Origin of the sequence: Klebsiella sp. WP4-W18-ESBL-05 (genome assembly GCF_014169075.1) — a bacterium.
Taxonomy (GTDB): Bacteria; Pseudomonadota; Gammaproteobacteria; order Enterobacterales; family Enterobacteriaceae; genus Kluyvera; species Kluyvera ascorbata_B.
This window is the reverse complement of sequence record NZ_AP022057.1, coordinates 4,042,526-4,061,145: the sequence shown is the minus strand read 5'-3', so window position 1 is coordinate 4,061,145 and position 18,620 is coordinate 4,042,526. Positions and strand designations below refer to the sequence as shown.

13 protein-coding genes and 1 pseudogene are annotated in these 18,620 nt (G+C 55.7%); 11 read left to right on the top strand and 3 right to left on the bottom strand.

All coding sequences use genetic code 11. From position 1 onward, the window contains the following. Window positions 1–63 precede the first annotated feature (63 nt). The 5 genes and pseudogenes from mrcB to fhuB all read left to right on the top strand — a co-directional run bounded on the left by mrcB (window position 64) and on the right by fhuB (window position 8,756). Entirely contained in the window at window positions 64–2,595 is a 2,532-nt protein-coding gene (gene mrcB, locus H7R58_RS19500) for a bifunctional glycosyl transferase/transpeptidase (protein ID WP_182929439.1), read from the top strand. 241 nt (window positions 2,596–2,836) lie between these two features. After that, window positions 2,837–5,041: pseudogene (fhuA, locus tag H7R58_RS19495) on the top strand (ferrichrome porin FhuA). Between the two features lie 48 nt (window positions 5,042–5,089). After that, window positions 5,090–5,887: a Fe3+-hydroxamate ABC transporter ATP-binding protein FhuC gene (gene fhuC, locus H7R58_RS19490; RefSeq protein ID WP_182929438.1), complete on the top strand. Its 798-nt coding sequence runs from the start codon at window positions 5,090–5,092 to the stop codon at window positions 5,885–5,887. Then, a complete protein-coding gene (fhuD, locus tag H7R58_RS19485; protein ID WP_106925525.1) occupies window positions 5,887–6,777 on the top strand; it encodes a Fe(3+)-hydroxamate ABC transporter substrate-binding protein FhuD in 891 nt (296 codons plus the stop codon). The genes fhuC and fhuD overlap by 1 nt, the downstream gene beginning before the upstream one ends. After that, complete coding sequence (fhuB, locus tag H7R58_RS19480) at window positions 6,774–8,756, top strand: Fe(3+)-hydroxamate ABC transporter permease FhuB (protein ID WP_106925527.1); 1,983 nt, start codon at window positions 6,774–6,776, stop codon at window positions 8,754–8,756. The genes fhuD and fhuB overlap by 4 nt, the downstream gene beginning before the upstream one ends. Before the next feature lie 95 nt (window positions 8,757–8,851). On the opposite strand, the gene hemL is transcribed toward fhuB, so the two are convergent. Together hemL and H7R58_RS19470 are read right to left on the bottom strand one after the other, a co-directional pair. Further along, the gene (gene hemL / locus H7R58_RS19475; RefSeq protein ID WP_106925529.1) at window positions 8,852–10,132 is read right to left on the bottom strand and encodes a glutamate-1-semialdehyde 2,1-aminomutase; all 1,281 of its coding nucleotides are present in this window, start codon (window positions 10,130–10,132) and stop codon (window positions 8,852–8,854) included. A 168-nt stretch (window positions 10,133–10,300) separates the two neighbouring features. Then, a complete protein-coding gene (locus tag H7R58_RS19470) occupies window positions 10,301–11,035 on the bottom strand; it encodes a GntR family transcriptional regulator (protein ID WP_106925532.1) in 735 nt (244 codons plus the stop codon). Between the two features lie 462 nt (window positions 11,036–11,497). Here H7R58_RS19470 and tkt point away from each other — a divergent pair, with 462 nt between their 5' ends. The 6 genes from tkt (at window position 11,498) to erpA (ending at window position 17,830) form a co-directional block, all read left to right on the top strand. Then, on the top strand, window positions 11,498–13,489 hold the full coding sequence (gene tkt / locus H7R58_RS19465) for a transketolase (protein ID WP_106925534.1): 1,992 nt from the start codon (window positions 11,498–11,500) through the stop codon (window positions 13,487–13,489). A 38-nt stretch (window positions 13,490–13,527) separates the two neighbouring features. After that, window positions 13,528–13,992 (top strand): PTS sugar transporter subunit IIA, encoded by a 465-nt coding sequence (locus tag H7R58_RS19460; RefSeq protein ID WP_106925536.1) that lies wholly within the window; start codon window positions 13,528–13,530, stop codon window positions 13,990–13,992. A gap of 33 nt (window positions 13,993–14,025) precedes the next feature. Continuing rightward, window positions 14,026–14,298: a PTS sugar transporter subunit IIB gene (locus H7R58_RS19455; protein WP_106925538.1), complete on the top strand. Its 273-nt coding sequence runs from the start codon at window positions 14,026–14,028 to the stop codon at window positions 14,296–14,298. Window positions 14,299–14,338: 40 nt separating this feature from the next. After that, a complete protein-coding gene (locus H7R58_RS19450) occupies window positions 14,339–15,706 on the top strand; it encodes a PTS ascorbate transporter subunit IIC (RefSeq protein ID WP_106925540.1) in 1,368 nt (455 codons plus the stop codon). Between the two features lie 278 nt (window positions 15,707–15,984). After that, entirely contained in the window at window positions 15,985–17,403 is a 1,419-nt protein-coding gene (gene clcA, locus H7R58_RS19445) for a H(+)/Cl(-) exchange transporter ClcA (protein WP_182929437.1), read from the top strand. A gap of 82 nt (window positions 17,404–17,485) precedes the next feature. Continuing rightward, window positions 17,486–17,830 (top strand): iron-sulfur cluster insertion protein ErpA, encoded by a 345-nt coding sequence (gene erpA, locus H7R58_RS19440; RefSeq protein WP_106925544.1) that lies wholly within the window; start codon window positions 17,486–17,488, stop codon window positions 17,828–17,830. Between the two features lie 158 nt (window positions 17,831–17,988). Here erpA and H7R58_RS19435 read toward each other — a convergent pair whose 3' ends face one another. Then, window positions 17,989–18,612: a TRIC cation channel family protein gene (locus H7R58_RS19435; RefSeq protein ID WP_182929436.1), complete on the bottom strand. Its 624-nt coding sequence runs from the start codon at window positions 18,610–18,612 to the stop codon at window positions 17,989–17,991. Between the last annotated feature and the right edge of the window lie 8 nt (window positions 18,613–18,620).

Genomic DNA, 18,620 nt, shown 5'->3' with positions numbered 1-18,620 from the left:
TCTGTCTTGTGACGGAAGAACAGAAAATCAGGCCTTTATGCCTGAATGTTGCGGAGAGAAAGCATGGCGGGGAATGACCGCGAGCCGATTGGACGTAAAGGCAAGCCAGCGCGTCCGGCAAAGCAAAAGGTAGACCGTCGACAGCTCAGAGATGATGAGTATGACGACGATTATGATGATGGCTACGATGAAGAAAAGCCGCGCTCGCGTAAAGGCGGCAAGGGGAAAAAACCGCGCGGTAAACACCGCTGGTTCTGGTTCCTGGTTAAGCTCGGTATCGTCTTCGCGGTACTGATTGCCATTTACGGCGTCTATCTGGATCAAAAAATCCGTAGCCGTATTGACGGTAAAGTCTGGCAGCTGCCGGCGGCGGTGTATGGCCGCATGGTTAGCCTCGAGCCGGATATGGCCATCAGCAAGAATGAGATGATTCAGCTGCTGACGGCGACCCAGTATCGTCAGGTGTCGGCGATGACGCGCCCCGGTGAGTTCACCGTACAGGCGAACAGCATCGAGATGATCCGCCGTCCGTTCGACTTCCCGGACAGCAAAGAAGGGCAGGTGCGTGCGCGTCTGACCTTTGACGGCGCGCGTCTGGACAGCATCGAAAACATGGATAATAACCGCCAGTTTGGTTATTTCCGTCTCGATCCGCGGCTGATTACCATGATGTCCTCGCCGAACGGCGAGCAGCGTCTGTTTGTCCCGCGTAGTGGCTTCCCGGATCTGTTGATCGATACGCTGATTGCTACTGAGGACCGCCACTTCTACGAGCACGACGGTATCAGCTTCTATTCTATGGGGCGCGCGGTGCTGGCGAACCTGACCGCCGGGCGTACGGTACAGGGGGCCAGTACGCTGACTCAGCAGTTGGTGAAAAACCTGTTCCTGTCCAGCGAACGTTCCTATTGGCGTAAGGCGAACGAAGCCTACATGGCGCTGATTATGGACGCGCGTTACAGCAAGGACCGTATTCTTGAGCTGTATATGAATGAGGTGTACCTCGGTCAGAGCGGCGACAATGAAATACGCGGTTTTCCGCTGGCGAGCCTTTACTACTTCGGCCGACCGGTGGAAGAGCTGAGTCTCGATCAGCAGGCGCTGCTGGTCGGCATGGTGAAAGGGGCGTCGATTTACAACCCATGGCGTAACCCGAAAGTGGCGCTGGAGCGTCGAAACCTGGTCCTGCGTCTGTTGCAGCAGCAGAACGTGATTGACCAGGAGCTGTACGATATGCTGAGCGCCCGTCCGCTGGGCGTGCAGCCGCGCGGCGGGGTGATTTCACCGCAGCCGGCCTTTATGCAGATGGTGCGTCAGGAACTGCAGGCTAAGCTGGGCGATAAGGTAAAAGATCTCTCTGGCGTGAAGATTTTCACCACCTTTGACTCCGTGGCCCAGGATGCGGCCGAAAAAGCGGCAACGGAAGGCATCCCGGTGCTGAAGAAACAGCGTAAGCTCAGCGATCTGGAAACGGCGATGGTCGTCGTTGATCGCTTCAGCGGTGAAGTGCGCGCGATGGTTGGCGGGGCTGAGCCGCAGTTTGCCGGCTATAACCGTGCGATGCAGGCGCGTCGTTCGATCGGCTCTCTGGCGAAACCGGCGACCTACCTGACCGCGCTGAGCCAGCCGAATCAGTATCGTCTGAATACCTGGATTGCCGATGCGCCGATCGCGCTGCGCCAGCCGAACGGCCAGGTGTGGTCGCCGCAGAACGATGATCGCCGCTACAGCGGTCAGGTGATGCTGGTAGATGCGCTGACCCGCTCAATGAACGTGCCTACCGTTAACCTCGGTATGGCGCTGGGCCTGCCGGCGGTCACCGACACGTGGCTGAAGCTGGGCGCGCCGAAAGATCAGCTGAACGCCGTGCCGGCGATGCTGCTGGGCGCCCTGAACCTGACGCCGATTGAAGTGGCGCAGGCGTTCCAGACCATTGCCAGCGGCGGCAACCGCGCGCCGCTGTCGGCGCTGCGTTCCGTGATTGCGGAAGATGGCAGCGTGCTGTATCAGAGCTTCCCGCAGGCCGAACGTGCCGTACCGGCGCAGGCCGCGTACCTGACGCTGTGGACCATGCAGCAGGTTGTGCAGCGCGGCACCGGTCGTCAACTGGGGGCAAAATACCCGAACCTGCATCTGGCAGGGAAAACCGGTACCACTAACAACAACGTTGATACCTGGTTTGCCGGTATCGATGGCCGTGAAGTGGTGATTACCTGGGTAGGGCGCGACAACAACCAGCCGACCAAGCTGTACGGTGCCAGCGGCGCGATGTCTATCTATCAACGCTATCTGGCCAGCCAGTCGCCGATCGCGCTGGAGCTGACGCCGCCGGAAGACGTGGTCAATATGGGCGTTGACGACGGCGGTAACTTTATCTGCGGCGGTGGCGGTACGCGTATGCTGCCGGTGTGGACGACCGATCCCGATGCGCTCTGCCAGCAGAGCCAGCAGCAGATTGAGCAGCAGCAGTCGGCGAACCCGTTTGACTCTTCGACTTCTCAGCCGCAGCAGCAGCAACAGCCTGCTCAGCAGCAGGAGAAGAAAGACAGCGACGGCGTGGCGGGATGGATTAAGGATATGTTCGGCGGTAACTAATACTGTAAATCACGTCATCGCCGATTGAGGCCCAAAGAAGCCCCTGTTAATAACCGGGGCTTCTTTATTTCCAGTTTTTTTCTTTTTTTTAACCTCATTATTTCATCTGTTTATTTCTTAACCCCTTAATTCTGGTAGGGACTTATATCACTTGCTATGGGTCCGCTGCCTGTCCTATCATGTCTTGGTTATAATAATAATTCTCGTTTACGTTATCATTCACTTCATCAGAGATATACCAATGGCGCGTCTTAAAACTGCTCAGCCAAACCTCTCGCTGCGTAAACTCGCGGTCGTAGTAGCCACAGCGGTTAGCGGCATGTCTGTATACGCACAGGCAGCAGAACAACCGAAAGAAGAAACCATCACCGTTACCGCCGCACCGGCTGCGCAAGAAAGCGCCTGGGGCCCGGCACCGACCATCGCGGCAAAACGTTCCGCGACGGCGACGAAAACGGATACGCCAATTGAGAAAACGCCGCAGTCAGTGTCGGTGATTACCCGTCAGGAGCTGGATATGCGCCAGCCGACGACCGTCAAAGATGCGATGGCCTACACACCGAGCGTTTTCTCTACTCGCGGTAGCTCTTCTACCTATGACGTGGTTTCGATTCGCGGCTTTACCGCGCCGACCACCGTTAACACCAACCAGTATCTGGATGGTATGAAACTGCAGGGCAATAACTACTCTGAAGTTTCCATGGACCCGTATTTCCTGGAACGCGTTGAAGTGATGCGCGGGCCAACTTCCGTGCTGTATGGCAACAGCAACCCGGGCGGCATCGTCAGCATGGTCAGCAAGCGTCCGACCACCGAGCCGCTGCGTGAAATTCAGTTCAAAATGGGTACCGATAATCTCTGGCAGACCGGTTTCGACTTCAGCGACGCGATCGATGATGCGGGCGTGTGGTCCTATCGTCTGACCGGCTTAGGCCGCAGCCAGAATACCCAGCAGGATATGGCCAAATCTAATCGCTACGCGATTGCGCCGTCCTTCAGCTGGCGCCCGGATGACAAAACCGATTTCACCTTCCTGAGCAATTTCCAGAGTGACCCGAACGCGGGCTACTATGGCTAGCTGCCGCGCGAAGGCACGGTTGTGCCGTACATTGATGCCAACGGTAACGCGCACAAGCTGCCGACCGACTTCAACGAAGGTGAGAAAAACAACAAGATGCAGCGCCGTCAGCAGATGGTGGGCTACAACTTCTCTCACGAATTCAACGATACCTTCACCGTGCGCCAGAACCTGCGCTATGACCAGGTCAAAACGCTGTACCGTTCTGTCTACGGTTATGGCTACAGCGCGCCGGGCAAAATCAACCGTCAGTACGTACGTTCTGATGAAGATATGAATGCCTTCACCGTCGATACTCAGCTGCAGTCCAACTTTGCCACCGGCGAGGTTGATCATGTGCTGCTGACCGGCGTTGACTACTCGCGTATGCGTAATGACGTTGACGCGCAGTATGGTTCCGCCAGCTCGCTGGATATGAACAATCCGCAGTATGGTAATGCGAACGTCGCGGTTAACTTCCCCTATGCGGTGCTTAACCGTATGGAGCAGACCGGCCTGTATGCGCAGGATCAGATGGAATGGGATAAATGGGTGCTGACGCTGGGCGGCCGCTACGACTATGCGACCACCTCAACGCTGACGCGTTCTTCCAATTCTCTGGCGCAGAATCACGACCAGCAGTTCACCTGGCGTGGCGGCATTAACTACCTGTTCGATAACGGTATCTCTCCGTACTTCAGCTACAGCGAATCTTTCGAACCGACTTCTGGCTCCACCAAAGAAGGTAAACCGTTCGATCCGTCGCGCGGTAAGCAGTATGAAGCGGGCGTGAAATACGTACCGAAAGATATGCCGGTGGTTCTGACCGCCGCGGTGTACCAGCTGACGAAGAACAAAAACCTGACCTCCGATCCGAACGATTCTACCGGCCTGTACAGCGTGCAGACGGGTGAAATTCGCTCCCGCGGTATCGAGCTGGAAGCGAAAGCGGCGGTTAACGAGAACATCAACGTAACGGCTGCCTACAGCTACAATGATGCGGAATACACTGAAGACACAATCTTCAAGGGCAAGCGCCCGGCGGAAGTACCGCGTAATCAGGCGTCTCTGTGGACCGACTACACCTTCTACGATACGGCCCTGAGCGGTCTGACCTTCGGCGCAGGCGTGCGTTACACCGGTTCTACCGTGAGCTACTACAAAAACGACGCGGCGAAGAAAAACGAAGCGTTTAGCGTAGCCGGTTACGCGGTGGCTGATGCGATGGTGAAATACGACCTTGGCCGCTTCGGCTTACCGGGATCGTCCGTCGCGGTTAACGTGAATAACCTGTTCGATCGTGACTACGTTTCCAGCTGCTATAGCGAATATGCATGCTACTGGGGCGCAGAACGTCAGGTTGTTGCAACCGCAACGTTCCGTTTCTAACCACCTCCAGGGCGCGGGCTTTCCGCGCCCTTTAACATGTTGACGGTTATGCAGGACAACACAATTCATTCTGATACGACCTTTTCTCTCGAACAGGTCGTTTTTCGCGTTCCCGGCCGTACGCTGCTTCATCCTCTCTCGTTAACCTTCCCTGCGGGCAAAGTCACCGGCCTTATCGGCCATAACGGTTCCGGCAAATCGACCCTGCTGAAAATGCTCGGCCGTCACCAGCCGCCGTCGGAAGGGGAGATCCTGCTCGACGGTCAGCCGCTGGCAAGCTGGAACAGCAAAGCGTTTGCCCGCAAGGTGGCCTATCTGCCTCAGCAGCTGCCGCCCGCCGAAGGGATGACCGTACGTGAACTGGTGGCAATTGGTCGCTATCCGTGGCACGGCGCGCTGGGACGTTTTGGCGTGGCTGACAGAGAGAAAGTGGAAGAAGCGATTTCGCTGGTTGGCCTAAAACCGCTGGCGCATCGCCTGGTGGACAGCCTCTCCGGCGGCGAACGTCAGCGTGCGTGGATAGCCATGCTGGTGGCGCAGGACAGTCGCTGTCTGTTGCTCGACGAACCGACTTCGGCGCTGGATATTGCCCATCAGGTTGATGTGCTGGCGCTGGTGCATCGCCTGAGCCAGCAGCGCGGTTTGACGGTTGTTGCTGTCCTGCACGATATTAATATGGCGGCGCGCTACTGTGATTATCTGGTGGCGCTTCGCGGCGGTGAAATGATTGCTCAGGGCACGCCGGATGAACTGATGCGCAGCGACACGCTGGAGCAGATTTACGGCATTCCAATGGGCATTCTGCCGCATCCAGCCGGTGCTGCACCGGTAAGTTTTGTCTATTGATGGCTGATTCGAATGTGATAAACCGCCGCCGTTTTCTGGCGGCGATGGCGCTCTCGCCGCTGCTCTGGCAGATGCAAAAAGCGCAGGCTGCGCCGGTGAATGCCGAACGTATCGTGGCGCTGGAGTGGCTGCCCGTCGAGCTGATGCTGGCGCTGGGCGTAACGCCCTACGGCGTGGCGGATATCCCCAACTACCGCATGTGGGTCAACGAACCGGTGCTGCCGGACTCGGTGATTGACGTCGGGCTGCGTACCGAACCTAATCTTGAACTGCTGACCCAGATGAAGCCCTCTATGCTGGTCTGGTCCGCAGGTTATGGCCCTTCACCGAAGATCCTCGCGCGAATTGCACCGGGCCGAAGCTTTGCCTTCAGCGACGGCAAACAGCCGCTGGAGCAAGCGCGCCGCTCGCTGCTGGAAATGGCAGAGCTGCTCAACAAGCAGGAGGTGGCCCATCGTCATCTGGCGGCGTTTGATGCCTATATCGATAGCCTGAAGCCACGTTTTGCACAGCGCGGCGAACGCCCTCTGCTGATGATGTCGCTGCTCGATTCTCGCCATATGCTGGTGTTTGGCCCGAACTGCCTGTTCCAGGAGATTCTTGACCGTCTGGGTGTCAAAAACGCCTGGCAGGGCGAAACTAATTTCTGGGGCAGCACGGTAGTCGGTATCGACAGGCTGGCGGCCTACAAAGACGTGGACGTTCTCTGCTTTGATCACGGCAATGAGGCCGATATGCGCCGCCTGGCCGCCACGCCGTTATGGCAGGCGATGCCATTTGTGCGCGCCAACCGCGTGCAGAATGTCCCGGCGGTGTGGTTCTATGGTGCGACGCTGTCGGCGATGAACTTCGCTCGCATCCTCGACAATGCATTAGGGGGCCAAGCGTGAAAACGACCCGCTCTCCTTTTGCCTCCATGTTGCTGCTGGCGCTATTTATCCTCGCGCTGGCGCTGACCTGGTTTAACTTCAACCTGGCGCTGCCCAACGCGCTTTGGTTCCAGGCAATGCGTCAGCCGGATATCAACGCCATTGACCAGATGCTGTTCCACTACAGCCTATTGCCTCGTCTGGCCATCTCTCTGTTGGTGGGGGCGGGTCTGGGGCTGGTGGGCGTTCTGTTCCAGCAGGTGCTGCGTAATCCGTTGGCTGAGCCAACGACGCTTGGCGTGGCAACCGGTGCCCAACTGGGGATGACGATAACCACGCTGTGGGCGATACCGGGCGTGCTGACTTCGCAGTTTGCCGCCCTGGCGGGCGCCTGTATTGTGGGGGCGCTGGTGTTTGGCGTGGCGTGGGGTAAACGTCTCTCGCCGGTGACGCTGATTCTGGCCGGGCTGGTGGTGAGCCTGTACTGCGGCGCAATCAACCAACTGATGGTGATTTTCCACCACGACCAGCTGCAAAGCATGTTCCTGTGGAGCACCGGGACGCTGACGCAGACCGACTGGAGCGTGGTACAGCGTCTGTGGCCGCAGCTGCTGGGCGGCGTGATGCTGACGCTGCTGTTGCTGCGCCCGTTAACGTTGATGGGCCTTGATGACGGCGTGGCGCGCAACCTGGGGCTGGCGCTGTCGCTGGCTCGTCTGGGCGCGCTGACGCTGGCTATCGTTATCAGTGCGTTCCTCGTCAATGCGGTGGGGATTATTGGCTTTATCGGCCTGTTTGCGCCGCTGCTGGCGAAGATGCTCGGCGCACGTCGTTTGCTTTCCCGACTGATGCTGGCACCGCTGATTGGTGCGCTGATTCTGTGGCTTTCCGACCAGCTTATTCTCTGGCTCACCCGCGTGTGGATGGAGGTCTCTACCGGCTCTGTGACCGCGCTGATTGGCGCACCGCTGTTGCTTTGGCTGTTACCGCGACTGCGTAGCATGAGCGCGCCGTCGATGAACGCCAGCGATAGCGTGGCAAATGAACGTCAGAACGTGCAGTGGTTTGCGCTGGGCGGTCTGGTGATTCTGCTGGCGGCGATGTTCGTTGCCCTGTCGCTGGGGCGCGATGCGCACAGTTGGCACTGGGCGAGCGGTACGCTGCTTGACGAACTGGCGCAGTGGCGCTGGCCGCGTATTGCGTCGGCGCTGATTGCGGGCGTGATGCTGGCGGTGGCGGGCTGTATTATTCAGCGTTTAACGGGTAACCCGATGGCGAGCCCGGAAGTGCTGGGGATAAGCTCCGGTGCGGCGTTTGGCGTGGTCTTGATGCTGTTTGTGGTGCCGGGCAACGCGTTTGGTTGGCTGCTACCCGCGGGGAGTCTGGGGGCGGCGGTGACGCTGCTGATTATCCTGATTGCCGCCGGGCGCGGTGGATTTTCGCCGCACCGCATGCTGCTGGCGGGGATGGCGCTCAGTACCGCATTCACCATGCTGCTGATGATGCTGCAAGCGAGCGGTGACCCACGTATGGCGCAGATCCTGACGTGGATCTCCGGTTCAACCTATAACGCGACCGGTGAGCAGGTGGTGCAGTCGGCTATCGCGATGGTGATTTTACTGCTGCTGGTGCCGCTGTGCCGTCGCTGGTTAACCATTCTGCCGCTGGGCGGTGAGACGGCGCGGTCTATCGGGATGGCGCTCTCTCCGGCACGTATTGGTCTGCTACTACTGGCGGCGTGCCTGACGGCGGCGGCTACGCTGACCATCGGGCCGCTAAGCTTTGTCGGGCTGATGGCACCGCATATTGCGCGCATGATGGGCTTCCGTCGAACGATGCCGCATATTGTGATTTCCGCGCTAATCGGGGGGCTGATGCTGGTGTTTGCCGACTGGTGTGGACGCATGCTGATGTTCCCGTATCAGGTGCCAGCGGGGCTGCTGTCGACCTTTATCGGTGCGCCGTACTTTATCTATCTGTTGAGAAAGCAGAGCCGTTAAAAAGCCGGATGACACATGCGCTTATCCGGCCTACAGATTGTGCGATTCACGTAGGCCGGGTAAGGCGAAGCCGCCACCCGGCATGTGTCGCTAAATTACAGCTTCGCAAACACCCGACGCGCCGCGTCAATGGTGTTATCAATATCTTCTTCGCTGTGGGCGATGGACATAAAGCCTGCCTCAAACGCCGACGGCGCCAGATACACGCCTTCGTCCAGCATCAGATGGAAGAAACGCTTAAAGCGCTCAACGTCGCATTTCAGTACGTCCTGATAGCAGGTCACTTCTTTGGCATCGGTGAAGAAAATGCCGAACATGCCGCCGACGTTATTCACCACCAGCGGAATACCAGTATCCTGTGCGGCATCCAGCAGGCCCTGTGCCAGTTGGTTGGTCAGCTCGGTCAGCGTCTCGTGTACGCCCGGCTGCGCCACTTCGGTCAGACAGGCAAAGCCTGCCGCCATCGCGATTGGGTTACCGGAAAGCGTACCCGCTTGATACACCGGGCCGGTTGGCGCCAGGGCGTCCATTACGTCGCGACGGCCACCAAACGCCCCGACCGGCATCCCGCCGCCGATGATTTTGCCCAGGCAGGTCAGGTCCGGCACGACGTCGTAGTAGGACTGCGCGCCAGCCAGCGCTACGCGGAAACCGGTCATCACTTCGTCAATAATCAGCAGTGCGCCGAATTCATCGCACAGCGCGCGCAGGCCCGGCAGGAATTCCGGCTGCGGTGGAATGCAGTTCATGTTGCCGGCAACCGGTTCAACGATGATGCAGGCAATTTCCTGCGGGAACTGCTCGAACGCGGCGCGCACGGAAGCGAGGTCGTTGTAGGTGCAGGTCAGCGTGTGTTTGGCGAAATCAGCCGGTACGCCAGGTGAGTTTGGCTGGCCGAGGGTCAGCGCGCCGGAGCCCGCTTTCACCAGCAGGCAATCGGCGTGACCGTGGTAGCAGCCTTCGAATTTGATGATTTTGTCACGGCCGGTAAAACCGCGCGCCAGACGAATGGCGCTCATGGTGGCTTCGGTACCGGAGTTCACCATACGTACCATGTCCATGGTGGGCACCAGTTCAGTCACCAGCTTCGCCATGGTCACTTCCATTTCGGTCGGCGCGCCGAAGCTCAGCCCGCGCGAGGCGGCTTCAATAACCGCATTACGGATAGCCGGGTGGTTATGACCCAGCACCATCGGCCCCCAGGAACCGACGTAATCGATATAGGCTTTGCCGTCGACGTCATACAGATAGGCGCCGTCCGCACGTTCGATAAACAGCGGCGTACCGCCGACGCCGGTGAAGGCGCGGACCGGTGAGTTGACGCCGCCGGGGATAAGTTCACGCGCTGCGCTATAGAGATGTTCAGATTTGCTCATGGCCAGGATCCTGGTTCGTGAAAAATGTTTTGTTGGCTATTCTAAATTATTCCGTAGAGGTTATGAAATTTTTGCCCATTGTGGCGTGAATGTTGAGCAAGAGAAATGATATAGGCTGTTTTTTTATCAGCCGTGATGAGGGTGAGGTAGAGCTGAAAATGACCCGCCTTATGAGCGGGTTGAGTTTTGTCTCAGTGGAAAAATACGCGTGTTGATGATGGCAATATTGACTTCGCAAGGGGTGCCGTCATCCAGGTAAACGGTCTCATCAAGCTCCAGAACGGAGTCATTCTCTTTGAGATTCAATAAATTAAGGATGTCTTCGTCAACCAGGTTGATAGCCGTTAAATTTTGATCGCGGCGCTGGACCTTTTTACCTGTGATGCTTTCGATATAACTATATTTTGATATTTCGAGCTGGCTTAATTCCATGCTGGTAAACATATTAACCGGCAGATGGATATGCTCAAGGGCGACGGGAATATCGTCAAAACACATCAGGCGTAAAATTTTATAGATCTGATCGCTATTTTTTATCCGTAATGACTGGGCGATTTCCGGTGAAGGCACTTTCATTATGCTGAATTTAATGACTTTTCTGACGCCTTTATGGCCGCTCTTCTGCGCCTGAAAATCAAAAGGCGACAGGGCGTGGAATCTGCCGGAATGGTTGCTTTTACCAATGGCGCCAACGAATAAACCGGAGCCTTTCACGCGATAAATCCGCTGCTGCTCGATCAACAGGCGCGTGGCCTCGCGCACCGTGGCGCGCGTGATGCCGATATTTTTAGCAATAGCAATCTCTGTGTCCAGTTTATCCCCTGGCAAAAGGCCATCGGTCTTTATCTTTCTGAGAATGTAATCGACTACCTCTTTTTGCTTCTCTGTAATGCCATCAACCATCGACTTTTTCCTAACCAATGTGGGCGATAACGCCGCTGGATCCTGTTTACATGTATGCCTGACTTTGTTTTCGGTCGACCAGACAGTTAACGTCATATTGTGAGCAAGTTAACGAATTTGAGTGAACAAACGCCACATCTCAATAAAATGCATTTTTGCATATTGTATCTGGACACGTCTATGTGCATCATCAAGATGACTAGACAAGTAAAACATGTATAGACTTATGTTGAAAGGCGTAAAGATGCAGTAATAATGAATTTTTTTAAATTAATGCATTGTATTTTAATGTTTATTTTTTTTCTGATTGCCGAAGGAGATTTCAAACCGCGTTGAACCTTATGGCGGAGTGATACAACGATAAAATCTAAGGTTTCTTTCGACATGTCTATTCATGCTGGCGTGGGGAAAACCCCAAAAGCGTTATTGTTGAACGTAAAATCCAGGTAAAAAGAGAGACGTATGAGCAACAGAAAATTAGCGAATGCCATTCGAATTCTGAGCGTTGATGCGATTCAGAAAGCCAACTCCGGCCATCCGGGTGCACCGATGGGTATGGCTGATATTGCCGAGGTCGTATGGCGTCATCACCTTCGCCATAACCCAAAAAACCCGCAGTGGTTTAACCGCGATCGCTATGTGCAGTCGAATGGTCATGGCTCCATGCTGATTTATTCTCTGCTGCACCTCACAGGCTATGACCTGAGCATGAATGACATCCGTGAATTCCGTCAGCTTCACTCTCGTACGCCTGGACACCCGGAGTATGGCTACACGCCTGGCATTGAAACCACCACCGGCCCGTTGGGGCAAGGGGTAGCAAACGCCGTCGGAATGGCCATTGCCGAAAAAGCGCTGGCTGCCGAATTCAATAAGCCTGGGTTTGAGATCGTCGATCACTACACCTGGCTGTTCATGGGTGATGGCTGCCTAATGGAGGGGATCTCCCATGAAGTATGTAGCCTGGCCGGAACGTTAGGGTTGGGTAATCTGATTGCCGTCTGGGACGATAATGGCATCTCTATCGACGGGCACGTTGAAGGCTGGTTCGCTGAAGATACCGCAGCCCGCTTCCGCGCCTATGGCTGGCACGTGATTGAAGGTATTGATGGTCACGACCCGCAGGCGATTGACGCTGCCGTTCGTGAAGCCAAACAGGTCAGCGATAAACCGAGCCTGCTGTGCTGTAAAACCATCATTGGTTTCGGCTCGCCGAATAAAGCAGACAGTCATGAATGCCATGGTTCAGCGCTGGGGGCCGATGAAGTCGCCCTGGTGCGTGAGCGCCTCGAGTGGCCGTATCCGCCGTTTGAAATTCCTGACGATGTGTATGCTGCCTGGGATGCGACCGAAAAAGGGGCTCAGGATGAGCAAGCATGGGACGCGCTGTTTGCTGATTATGCACTGCAATGGCCTGAGCTGGCGGCCGAGTTTTTGCGCCGTATGAAGGGCGAACTGCCTACGCAGTGGGCCGAAAAAATGCAGTTGTACATCGATGAGCTACAGGCTAATCCGGCGTCGCTGGCAACGCGACAGGTGAGTCAGAACTGCTTAAATTTTTTCGCCGGTATGATGCCTGAGTTGATGGGCGGGTCTGCGGATCTTTCGCCGTCTAACCTGACCAGGCATCAGAAGTCTATCGATTTTACCGCCGAGCATGGAGCGGGGAATTATCTCTCTTATGGCGTTCGTGAATTTGGCATGTCAGCCATCATGAATGGCCTGGCGCTGCACGGTGGGTTTATCCCTTACGGCGGTACTTTCCTGATGTTTATGGAATATGCCCGCAATGCGCTGCGTATGGCGGCGCTGATGAAGATTCGTTCCATCTTTGTTTATACCCACGACACCATTGGCTTGGGTGAAGATGGTCCGACGCACCAGCCGGTTGAGCAGTTGGCTTCGCTGCGCCTGACGCCGAATATGGAAACCTGGCGCGGGTGCGATCAGGTGGAAGTGGCGGTCTCCTGGCAGCAGGCGATTGAACGTCAGGACGGCCCATCGGCCTTAGTGCTGACTCGCCAACCGCTTGAACAGCAGGCTCGCAGCGCTGAACAACTTAACAATATTGCTCGTGGCGGCTATGTGCTGGTCGAGTGCGATGGCGAACCTGAGCTGATCCTGATATCTGCAGGTTCAGAGGTCGCCTTGGCGGTTGCCGCCGCCCGTACGTTGCAGCAGGAAGGCCACCAGATTCGCGTGGTTTCTATGCCGTGTACTGAACGCTTTGATAAGCAAGATGAAGCCTACAGAGAGTCCGTATTGCCGAAGCACGTGCGTAACCGTCTGGCGATAGAGGCCAGCATTGAAGGGTTCTGGCAGCGCTACACCGGGCTGGATGGGAAGGTTATCGGCATGGACTCCTTTGGTGAATCTGCGCCAGCGAGCGTCCTGTTTAAATACTTTGGCTTTACGAAAGAGAATGTGACTGAAACTGCCCGTCGCATGCTCTAGTCACCCATTTTTATCATCAAGAACGATAGGTAATATCCATGCCAACATTATCCAACTGGCTGAATAAAAACAAAGTTCAGTATGTTCAATCGGTAAGTGACTGGAAAGAGGCGATCCAGATTGCGGGTCGCCCGCTGCTGGATGAAGGGGCGATTTCACCGGTCTATATCGATTCGATTATCAAACAAAAAGAAGAGATCGGCCCCTACTTCGTGATTGCTCCGCGCATCGCGATGCCGCATACGCGGCCAGAGCAGGGCGCGATGGCGCTGGGGCTCTCCATCGTCAAACTGGGGCAGGCGGTTGAGTTCAATTCAGAAGAGAACGATCCGGTGGACGCGATTTTTATGTTCTCCGCTCCGGACAGCAATAGCCACATTGAAATGATTTCGCAGCTCGCCGAAGTGCTGTCAGATGATGAGGTGATGCAGCAGATTTTTAATACGCAAACTACAGAAGAATTGCAGGCGATTTTACTCGGTGAAACGTCGTCTTCTTGTTAATGACACCCCAATCGTAAAAATATGAGGTCTACTATGAAAATTATGGCGGTATGTGGTTCAGGTCTGGGTAGCAGTTTTATGATGGAAATGAACATCAAAAAGGTTCTCAAAAAAATCAATATCACTGCGGACGTTGAACACTCTGATTTAGGTTCCGTAACGCCTGACGTGGCCGATGTTTTCGTTATGGCGAAAGATATTGCCTTCAGCGCTAACTTACCGGCAGATAAAGTTATTGTGATTAATAACATTATCGACCTGAACGAAATTGAACAAAAAATAAAAGACTATTTTGATCAGCAATAATTAAGTCGGGCAAGAAAAATACCCTGCGACAGAGGTTAATATGTTTGTTCAAAACGTTTTACAGCTTATTGTTGATATCCTGAAGGTGCCATCAATCCTTGTCGGGCTGGTGGCGCTGTTCGGCTTGGTTGCACAAAAAAAATCCTTCCCTGATGTCATTAAAGGGACCGTCAAAACGATACTGGGATTCCTGGTATTATCCGGAGGCGCTTTAGTTCTGGTCGGCTCGCTATCGCCGTTAGGTGATATCTTCAAGCAGGCCTTTGATGTGCAGGGTATTATTCCGAACAATGAGGCGATGGTCTCTATTGCGCTGGAAAAATATGGCGCGCCAACCACGCTTATTATGGCGTTCGGTATGGTCGCGAACATTGTGGTCGCCAGATTCACCCGTTTAAAATATATCTATCTGTCCGGGCATGTGACCTTCTACATGGCCTGTATGGTGGCCATTATTCTGTCGGTAGCCGGCTTCGAAGGCGTTCAGCTTATTTATACGGGTTCGCTGGCACTCGGCATGTTAATGGGCTTCTTCCCGGCCATTGCTCAACCTTATATGCGTAAAATTATTGGTAATGACCAGGTTGCTCTGGCGCATACCGGTACGGTTGGCTACGTGCTTTCTGGGTGGATCGGTTCTGTCGTCGGTAAAGGTTCTAAATCTACCGAAGAGATGAACATGCCTAAGAACCTGAGCTTCTTGCGCGATAGCACGATCTCTATCTCTCTGACGATGATGATCATTTATCTGGTCCTGTCGATTTCTGCGGGTAAAGAGTACGTCGAAAGCAACTTTAGCCACGGTCAGAACTACCTGGTGTACTCCTTTATTCAGGCAATCACCTTTGCAGCTGGGGTATTTATTATCCTGCAGGGTGTGCGTTTAATTCTGGCGGAGATCGTTCCGGCATTTACCGGTTTCTCCGAGCGTCTGGTGCCTAACGCACGTCCGGCGCTGGACTGTCCAATCGTCTTCCCGTATGCGCCGAACGCGGTGTTAGTCGGCTTTATCTCAAGTTTTGTCGGTGGTCTGGTGGGGCTGTTCATCCTTGGGCAGCTCAAGTGGGTACTGATTCTGCCGGGCGTCGTCCCTCACTTCTTCTGTGGGGCAACGGCTGGGGTATTCGGTAATGCGACCGGCGGTAAACGCGGCGCGATTCTCGGTGCTTTCGCCCACGGTATTCTGATTACCTTCTTACCGGTTGCGCTGATTCCAGTGCTGGGGGCGCTGGGTTTAACCAACACAACCTTCTCCGATACCGACTTCGGCGTGGTGGGGATTATTCTTGGCAACATGGCGCGCTTTATGACGCCAGGCACCATCACCATGACAATTACCGGTATTTTCGCTCTGCTGGTGGCTTACAATTTCCTCGTGAAAAAGAAGCCTGAGCCCGTAGAAGAGTAAGGTACTACACAACATAAAACATGCCTCCGCCGGGAGGCATGTTGACGATAGCTCCTTCTTACCAGACGCAGAGATCCTGACACCAGGGACGTCACCGGTCAGGTCCGTTCAAACAATCTTCTGCGCCACTTTCTCTCTATTCGTACTAACCTGTGATGAACTAAGTTTTTACCCCGTTGCAACAAAGCATTCGTAGCGCAATTTTTTCGCGACGTAGCGCACAGGCTTGGGTAAAATGCCCTCCCTTCCTATTTGTATTACCAATTAGTGATGACGGTATGAAAGCAGAAATACCCCCTTTAGAGGCACAGCGGATAGTGCATAAACGTCGCCGCGATGTGGTGCGTAAATTACTGAACCGCGATAAAACACCGCTGATGGTGCTGCTGATGTCCGCCGTAGTCGGCACGCTTGTTGGGGTGGTTGGCGTGGCGTTCGAACATGCGGTCAGTTGGGTGCAGAACGTGCGCATTGGCACGCTGGCACAGGTGGCCGATCGCTGGTTTATCGTCTGGCCGCTGGCGTTTATTCTTTCGGCACTGCTGGCGATGCTGGGCTATTGGCTGGTACGTCGCTTTGCCCAGGAAGCCGGTGGTTCCGGTATTCCGGAAATAGAGGGCGCGCTGGAAGAATTGCGCCCGGTGCGCTGGTGGCGCGTGCTGCCGGTAAAATTTGTCGGCGGCATGGGCACGCTCGGCGCTGGCATGGTGCTGGGGCGTGAAGGGCCAACGGTGCAGATTGGCGGCAATCTGGGGCGCATGGTGGGGGATATCTTCCGCCAGCGCGGTGAAGAAGCGCGCCATACATTATTGGCAACCGGCGCAGCGGCGGGGCTCTCGGCGGCGTTTAACGCGCCGCTGGCGGGCATTTTGTTCATTATTGAAGAGATGCGCCCGCAGTTTCGCTACAGCCTGATCTCGATTAAAGCCGTGTTTACCGGCGTGATTATGTCGAGCATCGTATTCCGCATCTTCAACGGTGAAACGCCGGTGATTGAGGTGGGCAAGCTGACCAATGCGCCGGTTAACACCCTGTGGCTGTATATGGTGCTAGGGATCGTCTTTGGCTGCTTCGGGCCGCTGTTTAATACCCTGGTGCTGAAAACTCAGGACATGTTCTTCCGCATTCACGGTGGGAATATTAAAAAGTGGGTGCTGATTGGCGGTCTGATCGGCGGCGGCTGCGGCGTGCTGGGGCTGATGCAACCGGCGGCGGCGGGGGGCGGATTTAACCTGATCCCGATTGCCGCGGCGGGCAACTATACCATCGGCGCGCTGCTGTTCCTGTTTATCGCCCGCGTGGTGACCACATTGCTGTGTTTCTCCTCCGGCGCTCCGGGCGGGATTTTTGCGCCCATGCTGGCGCTGGGCACGCTATTGGGCACGGCGTTCGGTACGGCGGCAGCGAGTCTGTTCCCGGCCTATCATCTGGATGCGGGCACTTTTGCGATTGCCGGCATGGGGGCGCTTCTGGCGGCCTCGGTACGCGCGCCGTTAACCGGTATTGTGCTGGTGCTGGAGATGACCGATAACTATCAGCTCATTTTGCCAATGATTATTACCGGACTCGGTGCCACGCTATTAGCCCAGTTCCTCGGCGGGCAGCCGCTGTATGCGACCATTCTGGCGCGTACGCTGGCAAAACAAGAAGCAGAGCAAGAGGCGAAAGCTCGGCAGGCGGCCCCGGAGAATACTTGAACGATTTACCAGGGTATTAGATAATGACCCAAAGAGTCGGGTTAATAATTGCCCAGACTAGCTGTAGTAATGGGAGCATAAAATGAGTGATGACGTAGCGCTGCCGCTGGAGTTTACCGACGCCGCAGCCAAAAAAGTAAAAGTCCTGATTGCGGATGAAGAGAATCCAAACCTGAAGCTGCGCGTGTATATCACGGGCGGCGGCTGCAGCGGCTTCCAGTATGGCTTTACCTTTGACGATCAGATCAACGAAGGCGACATGACCATCGAAAAACAGGGCGTAGGCCTGGTGGTTGATCCGATGAGCCTGCAGTATCTGGTGGGCGGTTCCGTCGACTACACCGAAGGGCTGGAAGGTTCACGCTTTATCGTGACCAACCCGAACGCAACCAGCACCTGCGGCTGCGGTTCTTCCTTCAGCATCTGATGAGTCTCTGGTGCAATGCCGGTCACGTTGTCGGCCGAATAAGCAAAGCGCCATCCGGCAGATTCTGCGCAGGTTGCCGGATGGCGGCGTAAACGCCTTATCCGGCCTACCGTGATAGCCTACCTTGCGGTAGGCTATTTTGTTTGATGCATCTGGGGTTAGCGCCCGTTATCGTCCAGTGCGAAGGTCGGCAGCTTCAGGTGCCAGCGAATGGCCGCCAGGCGAATGGCCAGCGTGACCACCATCCCCATCATACTGGCGTTCTCCAGCGGCACCTCGAAGGTGTAGTAGGCCGTCGCGTGGACAATCCCGCCAATAATGCACGCCGTGGCGTAGATCTCGGTGCGCAGGATCATCGGCACTTCGCGCGCCAGCACGTCACGGATGATCCCCCCGCCGACGCCGGTCACCACGCCCATGCAGATGGCAACCAGCGGCCCGGAGTGGGCGAGGAAGGCTTTATTCACGCCGATACCGACGAACACCGCCAGCCCGACGGCGTCGAGCACCGGCAGCACCCATTTCGGCAGACGGCGCGGCTGGCGCACCAGTACGATGGTTAACATACAGGTGACCATTGCCACGACCAGGTCGGTGGGATCTTTTACCCAAAACACCGGGCCGTTAGCGAGCGCCATATCGCGAATGGTGCCGCCGCCGACGGCGGTGACCACGCCGAGCACCAGTACGCCGAACGGGTCCATGCGCAGCTTTCCTGCCAGTAATACGCCAGAAACGGCGAAAACCATGGTGCCAACAATATCCAGCCAGTAAACAAGCATGACCAATT